General features: G+C 64.4%; 14 protein-coding genes and 1 tRNA gene. 6 read left to right on the forward strand and 9 right to left on the reverse strand.

The window, feature by feature from the left end; genetic code table 11:
* Positions 1-8: 8 nt before the first annotated feature.
* The 3 genes from IVB12_RS05200 to IVB12_RS05210 form a co-directional block, all read right to left on the reverse strand.
* A complete protein-coding gene (locus tag IVB12_RS05200; protein WP_247280084.1) occupies positions 9-896 on the reverse strand; it encodes an ABC transporter permease in 888 nt (295 codons plus the stop codon).
* Positions 897-915: 19 nt separating this feature from the next.
* On the reverse strand, positions 916-1,857 hold the full coding sequence (locus IVB12_RS05205; protein ID WP_247280083.1) for an ABC transporter permease: 942 nt from the start codon (positions 1,855-1,857) through the stop codon (positions 916-918).
* A gap of 231 nt (positions 1,858-2,088) precedes the next feature.
* Positions 2,089-3,219 (reverse strand): M20/M25/M40 family metallo-hydrolase, encoded by a 1,131-nt coding sequence (locus IVB12_RS05210; protein ID WP_247296298.1) that lies wholly within the window; start codon positions 3,217-3,219, stop codon positions 2,089-2,091.
* Positions 3,220-3,480: 261 nt separating this feature from the next.
* Between IVB12_RS05210 and IVB12_RS05215 the strand changes: the two genes are divergently transcribed.
* Both IVB12_RS05215 and IVB12_RS05220 read left to right on the forward strand, forming a co-directional pair.
* The gene (locus tag IVB12_RS05215; RefSeq protein ID WP_247296300.1) at positions 3,481-5,091 is read left to right on the forward strand and encodes an ABC transporter substrate-binding protein; all 1,611 of its coding nucleotides are present in this window, start codon (positions 3,481-3,483) and stop codon (positions 5,089-5,091) included.
* Positions 5,092-5,323: 232 nt separating this feature from the next.
* A complete protein-coding gene (locus IVB12_RS05220) occupies positions 5,324-6,937 on the forward strand; it encodes a glycosyltransferase family 39 protein (protein ID WP_247296303.1) in 1,614 nt (537 codons plus the stop codon).
* On the opposite strand, the gene IVB12_RS05225 is transcribed toward IVB12_RS05220, so the two are convergent.
* Both IVB12_RS05225 and IVB12_RS05230 read right to left on the reverse strand, forming a co-directional pair.
* Entirely contained in the window at positions 6,928-7,065 is a 138-nt protein-coding gene (locus IVB12_RS05225; protein WP_247280079.1) for a hypothetical protein, read from the reverse strand. The genes IVB12_RS05220 and IVB12_RS05225 overlap by 10 nt on opposite strands.
* A 54-nt stretch (positions 7,066-7,119) precedes the next feature.
* Positions 7,120-8,370 carry a multidrug effflux MFS transporter gene (locus IVB12_RS05230; RefSeq protein ID WP_247296305.1) on the reverse strand — a complete coding sequence of 417 codons (1,251 nt, stop codon included), beginning with the start codon at positions 8,368-8,370 and terminating at the stop codon, positions 7,120-7,122.
* Between the two features lie 370 nt (positions 8,371-8,740).
* On the opposite strand from IVB12_RS05230, the gene IVB12_RS05235 reads away from it, so the two are divergent.
* On the forward strand, positions 8,741-10,030 hold the full coding sequence (locus IVB12_RS05235; protein WP_247296307.1) for a hypothetical protein: 1,290 nt from the start codon (positions 8,741-8,743) through the stop codon (positions 10,028-10,030).
* Between the two features lie 114 nt (positions 10,031-10,144).
* On the opposite strand, the gene IVB12_RS05240 is transcribed toward IVB12_RS05235, so the two are convergent.
* A tRNA-Leu gene (locus tag IVB12_RS05240) sits at positions 10,145-10,233 on the reverse strand.
* 173 nt (positions 10,234-10,406) lie between these two features.
* Here IVB12_RS05240 and IVB12_RS05245 point away from each other — a divergent pair.
* Complete coding sequence (locus IVB12_RS05245; RefSeq protein ID WP_247296309.1) at positions 10,407-10,829, forward strand: twin-arginine translocation pathway signal; 423 nt, start codon at positions 10,407-10,409, stop codon at positions 10,827-10,829.
* Positions 10,830-10,854: 25 nt separating this feature from the next.
* Here IVB12_RS05245 and IVB12_RS05250 read toward each other — a convergent pair whose 3' ends face one another.
* Complete coding sequence (locus IVB12_RS05250) at positions 10,855-12,057, reverse strand: FAD-dependent monooxygenase (RefSeq protein WP_247296312.1); 1,203 nt, start codon at positions 12,055-12,057, stop codon at positions 10,855-10,857.
* A gap of 19 nt (positions 12,058-12,076) precedes the next feature.
* Positions 12,077-12,322: a zinc-finger domain-containing protein gene (locus IVB12_RS05255; protein WP_007602543.1), complete on the reverse strand. Its 246-nt coding sequence runs from the start codon at positions 12,320-12,322 to the stop codon at positions 12,077-12,079.
* A 305-nt stretch (positions 12,323-12,627) separates the two neighbouring features.
* Here IVB12_RS05255 and IVB12_RS05260 point away from each other — a divergent pair, with 305 nt between their 5' ends.
* Together IVB12_RS05260 and IVB12_RS05265 are read left to right on the forward strand one after the other, a co-directional pair.
* Entirely contained in the window at positions 12,628-13,764 is a 1,137-nt protein-coding gene (locus IVB12_RS05260; protein ID WP_247296315.1) for a hypothetical protein, read from the forward strand.
* A 165-nt stretch (positions 13,765-13,929) separates the two neighbouring features.
* The gene (locus IVB12_RS05265) at positions 13,930-14,685 is read left to right on the forward strand and encodes an alpha/beta hydrolase (RefSeq protein ID WP_247296317.1); all 756 of its coding nucleotides are present in this window, start codon (positions 13,930-13,932) and stop codon (positions 14,683-14,685) included.
* On the opposite strand, the gene IVB12_RS05270 is transcribed toward IVB12_RS05265, so the two are convergent.
* Entirely contained in the window at positions 14,671-16,047 is a 1,377-nt protein-coding gene (locus IVB12_RS05270) for a hypothetical protein (RefSeq protein ID WP_247296319.1), read from the reverse strand. The genes IVB12_RS05265 and IVB12_RS05270 overlap by 15 nt on opposite strands.
* Positions 16,048-16,149 lie beyond the last annotated feature (102 nt).

Here is a 16,149-nt window from a genome sequence, read left to right on the forward strand (position 1 = left end):
TACCTGTTTCACTTCCCCTCCCGCTGCTTCATGCGCGGATCGAGGGCGTCGCGGGCGGCATCGCCGATCAAATTGATGCTGAGAATGGCGATCGAGAGCAGCAGGCCCGGCCAGAAGATCAGCGACGGCTTGAGCTGGAAGTACTGGCGGCCCTCGGCCATGATGTTGCCCCAGGTCGGCGTCTCCGGCGAGATGCCGGCGCCCAGGAAGGAGAGGATGGCCTCGGTCAGGATTGCGGAGGCGCAAACATAGGTGCCCTGGACGATCAGCGGTGCAATCGTGTTCGGCATCAGATGCCGCCACATGATCTTCGGCAGGCTGGAGCCGACCGAAATCGCTGCCTCGACGTAAGGCTCCTCGCGCGCCGACAGCACCACCGAGCGCACCAGGCGCGCCACGCGCGGGATCTCCGGAATTGTGATCGCGATCAGCACTGTCCAGAGGCTGGCGCCGGACAGTGACACCACGGCGATCGCGAGCAGGATGCTCGGCATCGCCATCAGGCCGTCCATGATCCGCATCATCACGGCATCGACCAGCTTGAAGAAGCCGGACACGAGACCGATTGCAAGCCCAATGGCGACCGAGAGAATCGCCGAACCGATGCCGATCAGGAGCGAGATGCGGCCGCCATAGATGACACGCGACAGCAGGTCGCGGCCGTAGGCGTCGGTCCCGAGCAGGAACTGCGCCGACGACGGCTTCAGCCGCTGCGAAGGCGCAAGCTGGATCGGATCATGCGGCGCGATCAGGGGCGCGAGAATCGAGATCACCACGACCAGCCCGAGCAAGACCGTGGCCGTCGCGATAATCGGCGTCGAGGTGAGAAATCCGAAGCGCGGCCGCAGCGGCGACGTGATCGGAATGGATGACTGGGGAAGGCTATCGACCGACATTATCGTTGTTACCCTTGCCTCAGTACCGAATCCGGGGATCGAGCAGCGTATAGGCGACGTCGATCAGGAGATTGACGACGACATAGATCAACGACGTCAGCAGGATCATCGCCTGGATCACCGGATAGTCGCGCGCCAGCACCGCATCCACGGTGAGGCGGCCGATGCCGGGAATGTTGAACACGCTCTCGGTGACGACGACGCCGGAGATCAGCAGCGCAAAGCCGGTGCCGATCACGGTGATCACGGGCACGGCGGCGTTGCGCAGCGCATGCCGCATCATCACCGCCACCTCGTTGATGCCCTTGGCGCGCGCCGTGCGGACGTAATCTTCGCCGAGCACGTCGAGCATCGCCGCACGCGTCATGCGCGCGATCAGCGCGATGTAGATGAAGGAGAGCGCGCAAGTCGGCAAGATGATGCGTTCGAAGAACGGCCCAAAACCACTCGAGATGCTCTTGAAGCCCTGCACCGGGACCCAGCGCAGATTGATCGCGAAGATTTCGATCAGGACATAGCCGACGACGAACACCGGGACGGAGAAGCCCAGCACGGACAGGCCCATCACGAAACGGTCGATCCAGGTGCCATGCTTCCACGCCGCGATTACGCCCAGGGGCACGGCGACGACCACGGCGAGGATGATGGTCGACAGCGCGATCGAGATCGACGGCTCGACACGCTGGCCGATCATCTTCATCACCGGCAGGTTGGAAATCAGCGACGTCCCGAGATCGCCGTGCAGCAGCTTGTTCACCCAGGTGACGAACTGCACGATCAGGGGCTCGTTGAGGCCGAGCGAGGCGCGGATGCGCTCCAGCCGTTCCGGCGTCGCGTTGTCGCCGGCAAGAATCGCGGCGGGATCGCCGGGGGTGAGGCGAAGCAGCAGGAAGACGAACAGCGCGACGACGCCCATTACGGGCACGGCGGCGAAGATTCGGCGAACGAGATATCCGAGCAAGTTGGATCCGTCAGATTAGAGTCAAATCGGGCAGGGCCTTCGGCAGGCTGCCATCAGCCTAACATTTCAGCAATTCCCGTGCCATCCGGGCCACAGCTTTTACAGGGCGGCCTGTCGTGGCGTGCTCTCTTTGCCCGTCGTCATTCCGGGGCGCGTCGAAGACGCGAACCCGGAATCTCGAGATTCCGGGCTCGGTCCTTCGGACCGCCCCGGAATGACGGACTCAGACAGTCATTCCAGCGTTGCCAGCAGCCCGGCCATCAGCCGGCCGCGTTCGACTAGGCTTTCGAACTCGATATACTCTTCGAGCGTGTGGCCGTTACCGCCACGCACGCCCAGGCCGTCGAGCGTCGGGATCCCCATTGCGCCGGTGAAATTGCCGTCGGAGCCGCCGCCGGCACTCGCATGCGGCAGCTCGGCGCCGAGCGACCTGGCGATGCCGCGGGCTTTTTCATACAACGCCATGGTGCCGGCGTCCGGTTCCCACACCGGCCGCGTCACGCCGCGTGTGACCTTGAAGGTGACATCATTGGTTGTGCCCGACAGCGCCAGCATCCTCTCGACGCCGCAGTCGAGATCGGTCTGGCGCTTGGCCATCGAGAGCGCTTCGCCTGTGGCCGTCGTGGCAACGCAATTCACCCATTGGCCGCCATGCACGACGCCGACCGAGAAGGTGCAGTCGTCCGTGGTCATCGCGTCGATCGCGAGGATCTGCCGGGCCATCTCGCGGATCGCCGAGCGTCCCGCCGACAGCGTCGCGCCGGCGTGGCTCGGGCGGCCCGTCGCCTCGAGATTGAAACGCGCGATGGCGTATCGTCCGGTGGTGACGCCATTGTCGGCGCGGCCAGGCTCGGGCACCAACACGTATTTGTTGCGCGCGGCCTCCGCCTCGATGATGTCGCGGGTGGAGGGCGTGCCGACTTCCTCATCCGGCGTGAACAGCACGGTGATCGGCAGCGGCGTAGTGAAGGCGGCGCGTGCCAGCTGCCGGATCGCCTCCAGCGAGAGATAATTGCCGCCCTTCATGTCGTAGATGCCGGGGCCGTAGCACTTGTTGCCCTCGCGCCGCCATTTCAGCTTCTCAATGGTGCCGACCGGGTGCACGGTATCCATGTGCCCGGCGATCAGGATGCCCGGCTCGCCCTGCTTTGGATGGGGAAAGCGCGCGCGGATCACGCCGCCAAAACCCTGGCGGCCGGCGATGCGCTCGATCGTCGCACCCATGATCGCCATATCCCGCGCTGCGATATCGAGCATGCGGTTCACGGCGCCTGCGTCCCAGGTCGGGCTCTCGCATTCCACCCAGCCGCGCAGGCCCTGGAGCATCGCCTCGGAATCGAAGGGAAGATTGGCTGGGTTCATCTCAATGTCTCTCAAGCTTCAAAGCTGGAACGCGCCGGCGCAGGGGAGGACGGGCCGAGAGCGTTGTAAAGCCAAACCGATCTTTTTGGAGCCCTTGCACACGCCGCGAGGGCTTGCACCGAAACCGGATTGACGCGCTCGGCACTGTCTGCAAGTCTCGAAAGATAAAGGCATTGCATGAGGTTAGTTCGCCCAAAGAACGAACCGGATGCTCAATCAATAATCTGCCTTTGAACAGTTTCACGTCAGGAGAAACTTTCCATGTTCAACTTCATGCGGCGGGGGTCTCGCGCGTTCGCCTCCAAACTTGCGCTGTCGGTCGTCGCGCTTTCGGTCGGTTTGGCCTCGCCCGTGCTTGCTGCCGGCAAGACTCTTACGGCGGTGATGCATTCGGATCTGCGCATCATCGATCCGATCTTCACCACGGCCTACATCACGCGGGACCATGGCTACATGGTCTACGACACGCTGGTTGCCACCGATTCAAATTTCAAGATCCAGCCCCAGATGGCGGATTGGAAGGTTTCCGACGACAAGCTCACTTACACGTTCACGCTGCGCGATGGCCTGAAGTGGCATGATGGTGCGCCTGTGACGGCGGAAGACTGCGTCGCCTCGCTGAAGCGTTGGGCCGCGGTCGACGGCATGGGCCAGAAGCTGATGGACTTCACCGCGAGCATTGAGGCGACCGACGCCAAGACCATCACGTTGAAGCTGAAGGAGCCGTACGGCCTCGTGCTGGACTCCATCGGAAAACCCTCTTCGCGCGTCGCCTTCATGATGCCGAAGCGCCTCGCCGAGACGCCGCCGGACAAGCAGATCCCGGAGCAGATCGGCTCGGGTCCCTTCAAGTTCGTGCAGTCGGAATTCCAGCCGGGCGTGAAGGCGGTCTACGTCAAGAACACCGATTACGTGCCGCGCAAGGAGCCGGCGAGCTGGACCTCGGGCGGCAAGGTCGTGAAGGTCGACCGCGTCGAATGGATCACCATGCCGGACTCCCAGACTGCGGTGAACGCGCTGCAGTCGGGCGACATCGATTTCATGGAAAATCTGCCCTACGACATGCTGCCGATACTGGAGGCGAACAACGAGCTCACGATCGAGGTCTCGAACAAGTTCGGTTTTCAGACGCTCGGCCGCATGAACTTCCTTTATCCGCCGTTCGACAACGTCAAAGTGCGCCGCGCAGCCTTCCTGGCGATGAACCAGAAGGACGTGCTCGACGCGCTGGTCGGAAACCCGAAATATCAGAAGATCTGTGGCGCCTTTTTCGTGTGCGATACGCCGCTCGCAACCGAGGTGGGCGCCGAGACCCTGGTGAAGGGCAACGGCATGGCGGAGGCCAAGAAGGCGCTCGCCGAGTCGGGCTATGACGGCACCCCGGTCGTGATCATGGCCCCAGGCGACGTCACGACGCTCAAGGCGCAGCCTATCGTTGCGGCCCAGCTGCTGCGCGAGGCCGGCTTCAAGGTCGATCTGCAAGCGACCGATTGGCAGACGGTGGTGAGCCGCCGCGCCAGCCAGAAGCCCCCGAAGGAGGGCGGCTGGAACATGTTCTTCACCAACTGGGTCGCGGCCGACGTCTCCAACCCGATCGCCAATCTCTCGATCGGCGGCCAGGGCAAGAAGGGCGGCTGGTTCGGCTGGGCGGAAGACGCCAAGATCGAGCAGCTCAAGGATGCCTTCGTCCGCGCGTCCTCGATCGACGAGCAGAAGAAGATCGCCGCGGACATCCAGAAGGAAGCCTATGAACAGGTGATTTACATCCCGCTGGGGCAATATCTCCTGCCGAGCGGCTGGCGCAAATCGCTGACCGGTGTGCTCGACGGCCCTGCGACGCCGCTGTTCTGGAACGTCGACAAGTCGGAGTGAGCGGAAGGCGTATTCTCGCGCCATCGTCTCGATCATCCTGCGGCGCCGCTGTCATGAGCGGCGCCGTTGTCGTTTGTCAGCTTCGCGTCAGCTTGAAACCGGCGAACTCTCAACCCTTCCGATTTCCGATCATTGCTATTTGTTTCGATCTTGAAATAGATGTGTCGTCTCACGCATCACTTTCTCTTCCTCAGATTTAGTTCCTTTGCCGAACCATTTCGCATTCCAGGCGATGGCCGAACGTTCCGATCGCGCGCCGGCGCGTTGGCGGCGACCTTTCCTGCATTGGCTCGATGGCGTCGAGCTAGGCTGGGCCGTGCCGCTTCTCATTGCATGCTTCGTTGCGATCTGGACGCTCTATCTGGCGATCGCCTATGCCGGCGGTGGTCTGCACCCTGATACGCTCGAGGCCTGGACGCTGGGACGGCATTTCGCCTGGGGCTATCACAAGCATCCCCCGTTGATGGGCTGGGTTGCCGCTCTCTGGACCTCCGTCTTTCCGCTCAGCGACTGGTCGTTGCAATCGATGGCGATGGTCAATGCCGGGCTTGCACTGGTCTTCGTCGACCGGATCGCACGGCAGTTCGTGACCGGAGATAAACGCATCCTGGTGCTTCTGCTGCTGATGCTGACGCCGGCCTATCAATTCCACGCCCAGCGCTTCAATGCCAATGCCGTGCTGCTCGCGGTCTGGCCGCTGGCGACCTGGTGCTTCCTGCGCGCGTTCGAGACGCGCGCCGCATCGTGGGCAGTCGCGGCAGGATGCACGACAGCGCTGGCAATGGTCGGCAAGTATTATTCGATCTTTCTCGTCGCGAGCTTCGCGTTTGCCGCGCTGGCGCACCCGGCGCGGCGCGCCTATTTTACCTCCGCTTCGCCCTGGATATCGATGGTCGTCGGGCTGGCGGCGCTATCACCGCACGTCTATTGGCTCGCGACGACGGGAGCGCCAACGTTCAGCTATGCGTTGGCGCACGCCAACGGCAATGTCCTAAGCTCGCTCGGCGAAGCCAGGAACTTCCTGCTCGGGCTGGCGGCGGCGATGATCGTGTCGGCCTTGACTTGGGTGTTCATCGCCGGCACGCGATTGAAGCAGTTTCCGGCCGACTTCGCCGCAATGAGTCCGGGACTGCGACTTCTGTTCTACGTTGCCGTAGGCACGATCGCGCTGCCGGTACTGACATCCCTCGTGATGGGCACCGATCTGCCCTCGCTGTGGGCATTGCAGGGGCTGTTCCTGTTCGCCGTTCTCGTGGTGTGCGGCGCGCGCTATCCGATCGAGCGCTTCTACACGGTCAACCTCACCGTGATCGTGGCCGGCGTCGCGCTCGCCGCCGTCCTGGTCGCCGCGCCGATCCATGCCCTCTATCGCAACGATCACGGCTACGAAGAAGGCAGGAATTTCTATGCGCAGGTGGCCAGCGAATTGACGCGCGAGTGGCGCGAGCTGACCGGTACCCCGCTCAGCGCCGTCAGTGGTGATGATTCGCTGGCCTTTGCGACGGCGTTCTACAGCCCCGATCATCCGTATTATGCACGACCGTTCGAGTCTGAATACGGTTCGGGCTTGCAGCGCAACACGACGCCCGACCGAGGCTGGGCGGCGGCGTGTTTCCGCGGCCAGGACCATTGCGGCCGCTGGATGGAATGGGCGTCCTCGAAAGTCGAACGCGTCGTCCGACGCGAGTTCACGGTACAGGCCAATTTGTGGGGCCTGCCCGGTCTGGCGCGGCAGGTAATCGTGCTGATGGTGCCCCCGCGGGGAAGCGGGCCGGCGCACGAAGGCGCTGCGGATGATTTCAGCGCCAGCAGGCGGCGACCGATCAGACTTCGTGATCAGCAGTGACTGTCGCGCAACTGTTCGAGCCCTTCGCTCGCCAAAGGCGTCGTGGACGTGGTCCGCTCAGCGGCCGGCTCTGAACGCTCCTGCTCCTGCTGTTCCGGCTCGCGGTCTTCGCGGTGTTTCAGTCCCATCTCGTCGTCCTCTCGAATTGCTGCGGTACAACATCGAGGGGAGCGGGAAGTTCCTCAGGTGGCGGGGCGATGATGCGGCTTGAACAGCTGCCCTTTCTCCACCACCAGCACGATCGCAAGCGCCGCAAGGGTCGACAGGAAGAAGCCGACCGAGAACGGCAGCAGCGTGCCGTCGAAGCTCTGTCCGATCGCCATGCCGACCACGATTCCGATCAGCGTCGTGATCGCGCCGTAGAGCGAGGAGGCGATGCCGGCGATGTGGCCCTGCGGCTCCATCGCGAGCGCGGTGAAGTTGGCGACCATCATGCCGAACGAGAACATCATCAGGGCGGAGAGCGCCATGAACAAGGATAGCGGCAGCACGCCGAGGCTTTCGGTGAGCAGCATCACGCCGGCGACCGCGGTGTAGAGCATGAGTGCCCCGTGCGAGATCACGCGCATGCCGAGCCGACCGACCAGCCTCGCATTGAGAAAGCCGGCGATGGCGGTGCCAGCCGCAATCGCCGCGAAGGCGAGCGGGAAGTAATGGCCGAGATGATAGATGCCGGTGAAGACCTGCTGGGCGCAGAAGACGTAGGCAAACAGGGCGCCGATGACGCTGCCGGCCGCCGTGGCGTAGCCGATGGTCTGGCGATTCGTCACGGTCTGGCGGAACGACGAGAGCACGTCGGCGGGCGCTAGCGATCTGCGCTCGGACTCGGGAAGGGTTTCAGGCAGCCGCAGCACGCACCATGCGAGCGCGAGCAGGCCGTAGAACATCAGCACGACGAAGATGCCGCGCCAGGCCGTCACCAGCAGCACCGCCTGTCCGAACGAGGGGGCGACCACGGGCACCGCGATGAATACCATCATCGCGAGCGACATCACGCTCGCCATGCGGCGGCCGACGTAGCAGTCGCGCACGATCGAGGTCGCGATCACGCGCGTCGCCGAGGTGCCGAGCCCTTGCAGCGCGCGCGCCAGCAGCAACGTCTCGAACGAGGGTGCTGCCACCGCCAGCACGCTCGCCACCGCATAGACCGCCATGCCGCCGAGCAGCACGGGGCGGCGGCCAAAACGGTCCGACAACGGGCCCATGACGAACTGGCCCGCGCCGAAGCCGACCAGGAAGGTCGACAGCACCAGTTGAAGATGGTTGGCGATAGGAATCTGGAAGGCCGCGCCGATGTTGGGCAGCGCCGGCAGCATCATGTCCATCGCGAGCGGATTCAGCGCCATGATGGACGCGATCACGATGACGAATTCGGGAAAACCCATGGGACGGTGTCCGGAGGACACCCAATCATCGGCATTGATGTCGGACAAGTAGCTCACCTCTGAAATTGAGAGCTTTATTTAGCCCGATGTTGCGTTGCACAACCCCCGTTTCGGGATGGCTGTCAGGCGCAGCCGGAGCGGACAAGAATTGGTGAGAGACCAGCGTTCCCTGCCGCCGGATCACGCGGATCGCGCAATCTCACGCCGGCCGGAAAACCAGTGATTCACCATCCCGTCCTAAAGATTGGCGTCCGGTGCGGCCTGTCCCTCCGGCAGGATAAAACCGAAACGCATCCTGCCCACAGTGCGGCTGCGATGATGACGCGCCGCAGTGGCGCCGAGAGAAACAAGCCAGACAAGGTATCCGCCGATGTCCGAGATGTCAGGTGCAGCACGATGGTTGGAGCCCACGGCCAACATGGCCACGAGGCGCAACGTCTGGCTTGCCGGCCTGATCGCGCTGACGGCGCTGCTGGTGCTCGGCAATCTCGCCAACGATGCCAGGCTCGATTTGAAATATGGCTATGGCTGGGACATTCGCGTGAATTGCGCTGCGGTCGACGCGTATGTCGGCGGACTCGATCCTTATTTCGTCAAGAACCTGAAGGGCACGAAGCTCTCCTACCCCTATCTGCCGGTGACGCTGGACGTCTTTCGCCCCCTGTGCGCGGGCGGCTTTCTGCTCGATCACTACAGAGGAATCTTTCTCGTCCTCGCCGTGCTCTGCGGCCTTCTCTTACCCGGGCTCGGCCGAACGGGCCCGAGCGCGCGCGATGCTGCGCTCAAGGTGCTGTGCGCGCTCGGCGCGTTCGTCGGTTTCGAATGGGTGCAGGCGTCGGGCAACTTCGCGATCCTGAGCGGACTGCTGACCGCGATCGCGCTGAGGCTCCTGCTTCCTCCGCCATCCTCCGGAGCGCTGGAGGGCCGCAACTCTTTGCTCCGCGTCGCGGGCGCTGCGTTGCTCGGTTTCGTGATGTCGTTCAAGTTGGTGTTCTTTCCCGTTCTGGCCGCGCTTTACTTCCTGCCTCTGCCGTGCGGCCGCAAGCTGGCGCTGATCGCGGTGGCGACATTCAGCTTCGCATTGCCGATCCTGATATCGGGGCTGGAATATCCCGATCTGTTCGCAAGCTGGCGGCTTGCGATGGCCCAAGAAATCCCCGACCAACACGTCGTCGATCTCTTCGAGATCAATCCGTCGCTGCTGCTGCTAGCGCGAAACCTCATGGATCATGCCGGCCTCGGTGAAAGCAAGCCGGCCATATTCGCGACATATGCGTCCGCCGCGTTAGCGCTCGTGCTCGTGCCGTTCGCTTTGTCCATCTTCCGCGTGGCCGTAAGCCAGCCGGCGCGGGAAGGGGCATCGGTTCTGAAGCGGCTGGATCGCTGGCTGATGGATCATCCCCGCGCGGCCATGCGCGTCACGATGCTCGCCATGTTTGCGCTCTATCTCAGCTCGCCGCGCCTCAAGGAATATGCCTTCTTCGAGCTTGCGCTCTATGCTGCCATCCTCATCGTCGATCTTCCGGCCCTGGCGCTTGCCGCATGTCTCTCGATTGGACTCCTCGTTCCGGCGCTGATGTCGCTTTTGGGAGCGATGATCGAGGGCACTTTCGCCCTTCTCGTCGTTTCCCTGTCATGCTTCTGGATCCTGCTGCTCGATTTTCGCGCCGAGCCGAAGCGCCTTGAGACCGAAGGCGTGCAACCATGAGCAATGTCGCCGCGTCCGCAGTGCGCCAGAACAAGGGCGCTTTGCCGCCGCGACTCCAGCTGGTTCGGTTGCCTGCTTGGCGGATCTGCACGCAGGCGAGCGTCGTCAGCACGATGGTGCGGGCAGCCGGGGTCGAACCGGCACAGCGCTTGCGCGCCGAGGGATTTTAAGTCCCTTGCGTCTACCAATTCCGCCATGCCCGCTTGATCCAACGAGATCAATCACTTAAGGCCACTCCCGGCCGTCTGGAATTGGCGTCTTGCCGGCCGGATGGGCGGTCCTTCCTTAAGCGAGCCGGGCGCACAAGGCAAAGCCTCAATCCGGACATTTGTTGTTGCTTTAGGCATTCTCAATCCACGGGGGCTATTCATCCGGCATGGCTGCTTCGTTTTCCTGTCTCCTGCGCGGCTTCGGCGCGCTCCTCGCGCCGCTTGCGGCCGGCGTCGCGCTGTCCGGCTGCGCCGGCATGAGCGAGACGGTCGCGCCGGCCTTCGCCGATCCCGGCAAATACGAATTGTACGACTGCAAGCAGCTCGAGACCGAGCGCAAGGCGCTCGCCAACCGCACGGCCGATTTGCAGCGGCTGATGGACAAGGCGGAGACCGGCGCTGGCGGCGCGGTCGTGTCCGAGCTTGCCTATCGCAACGACTATATCGCAGTGCGGGGCCAGGCCCAACTTGCCGACGAGGCCTGGCGCCGCAACAGGTGCCGGGAGACACCCCCCGAGCCGACACCGCCCGCCACGCCGCCGTCATCCGCTGCCAAGCCGGCGTCGAAATCCGGAAAAGCGATCCGCTGAGGCACCGCGCCGGCGGTACCTCGCTTCAAGGCCGCCAGTTGTAGATCCAGTCCTGCCGCGCCAGCATGCGGTCCGGTCCGAGTGCGGGGATCGCAAGATCGCGCGCGATCGCGAGCGGCCCGCTGAAATGATAGATGCGGCCCTGCTGTCGCGCGGTCCGCTGCACCCGCCGCACGCGGGCTTGGCGCGCGCGGCCATATTGCGTTAGCGCGGCTGTGATGTCGGCGGTGCTCTCGGCCGCTTCGACGCTCAAATGCCGGGCGAGCACGGCGGCATCCTCGATCGCCATGCCGGCGCCCTGCGCTGCGAACGGCAGCATCGCATGCACGGCATCGCCGAGCAGCCCGACGGGACCCTTGCTCCAGGGGCAGCCGTCAGGCACGCCGAACAGCGCCCATTTCCGCCAGCTGCCTACTGCGGCAAGCATCATCCGCGCCGATGGCGGCCAGCGCGGTGCGGCGAAAGCCTCCATCACCTCGAGAGGATCGCCGGGCGTGCTCCAGCCCGGCCTGTTCCACGTGCCCGGTAGCACCGCGACCATGTTGATCTGGCGTCCGCCCGCGATCGGATAGGCCACCAGATGGGCGTTCGGGCCCATCCAGAGCTGCACCCGGCGCGCGGTGTAGTCCTTCGGCAGTTGCGTTGCATCGAGCGTGCCGCGCCAGGCGATCAGGCCTGAAAAGCGCGGCTGCACGTCGGGAAACAGATGCTGGCGGACCGTCGACCAGATGCCGTCGGCGCCGATCAATGCGCTCGCAAGATCGCTGCGGCGGATCGTGCCGCTGCGATGGACCACCGTCAGCCCCTTGGTGTGAGGCGCGACGTCCTCGAAGGTTGCGCCCAGCTTCAGGTCGATATCAGGATGGTCGGACACCGCGCCGGCGAGCGCCGATTGCAGATCGGCGCGGTGCATCACCCAATAGGGGGCGCCGGCGCGCGCGGAGGCTGCTTCGCCAAGCGGCATGCGCAGCAGCTCGCCGCCGGCCCGCGCGCTCATGATCGAGACCGCCTCCGGGGTCACGGCGCCCAGCTTGAGGCGTTCGGTCAGGCCGAGCTCGACCAGCACGCGGCTGGCATTGGGGGAGAGTTGCAGGCCGGCGCCGGCTTCCTCGAGGCGCTCGGCCTTTTCCAGCACGACGATGCGGAAGCCGCGGGCCGCGAGCGCCAGCGCGGCCGTCAGTCCACCGATGCCGGCACCGGCGATGACAATCGTTCGGGAGAGCGCCACTCCTGACCGATGGGAGCGGTCAGGCCACCTTGTCCTTCAGCACGCATTCCGGCGGACGGGCCTCGCCCGCCTTCAGGTCGGCCGCAAAGCGGTACAGCGTCGAGCAATAGGGACAGATGATCTCGTTGTCGTTGCCGAGATCGAGGAAGACGTGCGGATGATCGAACGGAGGATTGGCGCCCACGCACATGAACTCTTGCGAGCCGATCTCGATGACGGGAACACCGGCATCGTTATGGAAGTGCGGGACGACATGGTCGGACATCGTAGTTCATCCTGGAGTGGCAATGGCGGCAGATACAATCAAACTGACGCGGCATTAGTAAGGCGCCGCGGACCATACTGGCGGGTGTAGATGATTGCTAGTCCAGCGGAACCGAAAGCTCCGCAATTGCCCCATGCTCATTTGCTCATGCAAATTCGACACAATCTTGCGGCTTGAGAGAAGCCCTTCTTTCGTCGGGGACGTTGTGTCGCAATTTCGGCGTACTATGTCTGTGGGCGAGCGCAATTGCGACGACAGACGAATCGTCAGGCGTCAACGATTTCAGGACCGTCCAGGCTTTCCGCATGAAATGGCTGCGAATCAGCACAGCGTTGACCGGTGTCGCGGCATGCGCGTTCCTGCTCGCGCAGGTTGCGCCGCATGCGCGCGAGGCCGGCGCGATCCTCGCTGCCCAGGATGATCCCGCGGTGCTCTCCGAGCTCAAGCTCGATGCGCTGCTGCGGCAGAACGATCGCCTTGTTCAGGACAACATCGAGGCTGCGCTCGCCGCAGGCGACGCCGATCTCGCCGACAGTTTCGTCGCGCTCGCGCGTGACCGCAACATCGCGCTGCCGGACGACCTGCTGAACCGCGTCAGCGATGCGATCAAAACCGAGAATTCCACCTCCCATTTCGCCAAACGATTTGCCACCGGTCTCGTCACCGGCAATGCCGACGACGTCGCGAGCCTGTCGGGAACGGCGGCCGGCGATCTCTTCGTAATCGGCGACATCAGGGACGTCGTCCGCGAAGGCAAGCACCTCGCCATGGGTGAGGATACCGACCGCCTCGTGCTGGGGCTTGCGGCGGCAGGCCTTGCGGTGACGGCGGCGACCTACGTCACCGTCGGTGGTGCCGCGCCGGTGCGCGCCGGGCTGACGCTGGTGAAGGACGCACGCAAGGTGGGGCGGCTCGGCGAGGGGCTGGCCGCGTGGGCCGGCCGTTCCGCGCGCGAGATCGTCGACACGCCGATGCTTCAGAACGCGGTCGCCAAGGGTTCGGTGCTGCGGCCGGGCGAGACCGTGAGTGCGATCAAGGCTGCGTTCCGGGCCGAAAAGGCCGGCGCGCTGGTTCGGCTCGGCAAGGACGTCACGCGCGTCGCCGGAAAGACTGGCACGCGCGGGGCGATGGACACGTTGCGGATCGCCGAAGGCCCGAAAGATGTGGCGCGCGCGGCCCGGCTCGCGGAAGCGCAGGGCGGCAAGACCCGCGCCATCATGAAACTGCTTGGCCGCGGCGCGCTGCTCCTCATCGGCGGTGCGTTCGATCTGACGCTCTGGCTGTTCGGCGCGGCACTGACCCTGTTGGGACTGCTGTCCTCGATCAAGGCGACCAGCGAGCGCCTGACCCAGGCCTGGTGTGATCGCAGGCGCGCGCGGCGGCTTCGCCGGGCGCAGAGGGCCGCCGAGGCCGCTCTGGCCGATGCAGCCCTCAGGGTCTGAAGCGCGATGAGATTGAGGTCATTCGTAGCCGCGCTAGAGGCTATTGTTTGAGCATGATTTCCGCGCAAACGCGTTCCGCGTTTGTGGAGCGGAAAAACCCGCTGCACACTTGTCCGGATCGTGCTCTAAGATCGACTTTTCCCCTCAAGACCTGCGGAACTGATGATGCCGAGCTTCCACAACGGCGCCGTTGAAATTGCCTATCTCGACGAAGGTGAGGGCGACCCGATCATTCTCGTGCACGGCTTTGCCTCCAGCAAGAACGTGAACTGGGTCTATCCGACCTGGGTCTCGGAACTGCGCAAGAACGGCCGCCGTGTCATCGCACTCGACAATCGCGGCCACGGCGAGAGTGCGAAGCTCTACGAGCCCCAGCAATACTCGATCCCGGCCATGGCCGGCGACGTACTGGCACTGATGGATCATCTCGCGATCCCCCAGGCCGACATTATGGGCTATTCGATGGGTGGACGGATGGCGGCGTGGCTTGCGCTCCACGAGGCGCAGCGCCTGCGCTCGGCGATCCTCGGCGGCATCGGCATCGGCGGTCTGATCGAGGGCACCGGCCCCGGCGAAAACGTCGCCAAGGCGCTGGAGGCACCCTCGCTCGACGACGTCACCGATCCCGTTGGGCGCACCTTCCGCGCCTTCGCCGATCAGACCCGCTCGGACCGTCGTGCACTCGCCGCCTGCCTCCGCGGCACGCGCGATCTCATGACGAGGCAGCAGGCTGCACGCATCGAGGTGCCGGTGCTGATCGCGGTCGGCACCGCCGACGATGTCGCAGGATCTGCCGGCGCACTCGGTGCGATCATCCCGGGCGCGCAAGTGCTCGACATCCCGGGCCGCGATCACATGCGTGCGGTCGGCGACAAGGTCTACAAGACCGGCGTGCTCGATTTCCTCTCACGCCGCGGCTGAGGTCTCATCCGCCAGCGCGTCGTCGCCGAATGAGCGAAACAGAGCCGTCAGCACCACGAAGGTCGCAAGCCACGCCATCCGCGCGCCATAGCGGTCGTGCGGGCCCGAGATCACGCCGCAGATGAAGGCATTACCGAGCAGCGCCAGCGACACGGTTGCTGCCAGCAGCGTCAGATCGTCGAGCCGGCGCTTGGCGAGCGCATGCACCAGCAGCACGACAAGTCCCGCCATCGAGGCCAGCGCGACGGGGATATGCAGCCAGTTGACGTCGTCGAAATTGACGGCCCAGTGCTGCTGTCGCGCCGCGCGCATCGGCGCGACTTGCGAAGGCACGTAACGTTCGATGATGCCGTAGGTGTGCGGAATCCAGCCGTTGGTGCCTTCGCCGGTTGCGACATGCAGCAATTGTTGCCCGATCGCCCGCAGCGCCGCGCCGGCCTGCCAGGCCGGATAGTCCGCGAGTGAATGCACGACGATGTAGCCCATCTCCTCGTTCAGCCCATCGAAGCGGCCGAGGGTGTTGAACATGCTTTTGCCCCACAGAAACTCGTCGGCGCTCGCCGGCAGCTCGTTGCGATAGGGGCAGAGCTTGTAGTGTTCGCGCGGGCAATGGTCGTTGAGATAGCGCGCCACGATGCCGTCCTGCATCATGCGACCGAAGGCGACGCCATAGCCGCCGGGCGTCCAGGTCCATTTGCCCGACAGCGCATAATTCGCCGACATCAGCATCAGGCCGCCCGCGACGATGCTGAGACTCGCCAGCGCAAGTCCCGCAAGCGGAAGGCGACGCCCAAGGAGCGGCCGCGCCATCCAGCCGGCGGCGCACAGACCGAGCAGCACGCCGAGCGTCGCGCTGTGGGTCGCTGCGGCAAAGGCGGTGAAGACGAACAGCGCGATTTTTTCGGGCACCGAGGTGCGGTGTCGTCCGATGACCAGGAGGAACAGCGACAGCACCGACAGTCCCGCAAAGATGTCGGTGAGCAGCATGCTGGCCAGCCAGGGCAGGGCGGTCGACAGGATCAGGAGCAGACTGATCGCGACGAAGCGGAAGGTCTGCATCAGGCCGAGCACGCGCAAGCTGAGCTGCAACAGCCACAGCGTCGCCAGCGACTGGACCGCGAGGTTGAGCCAGAAACCAAAACCCTCGCCATAGTGCAGATAGAGGCCGAACACGGTGGAGCGGCTGGGGACGAGATAGCCCTCGTACCAGCGGGCCAGATAGCCGCCGGTATCCCATTGCAACAAGGGATAGCCGTTCCAGAACGCCGGCGCGATCATCAGGAGGGGCAGGGCCATTGCGGCCAGCCGCAGCCAGAACGTGTCAGCGGCGCGCGCGCGCAATTGGTCGGTGGTGATGCTCAAATCTGCTCCGTCCTCGCTCGGACCATGCCCGCAATAACGGTTGGGGGAGAATTCACCAATAGTTTGACGCGGCCCGGCTTGAATTTGGCAAAACTCTGACCA

Origin of the sequence: Bradyrhizobium sp. 179 (genome assembly GCF_023073535.1) — a bacterium.
GTDB lineage: Bacteria > Pseudomonadota > Alphaproteobacteria > Rhizobiales > Xanthobacteraceae > Bradyrhizobium.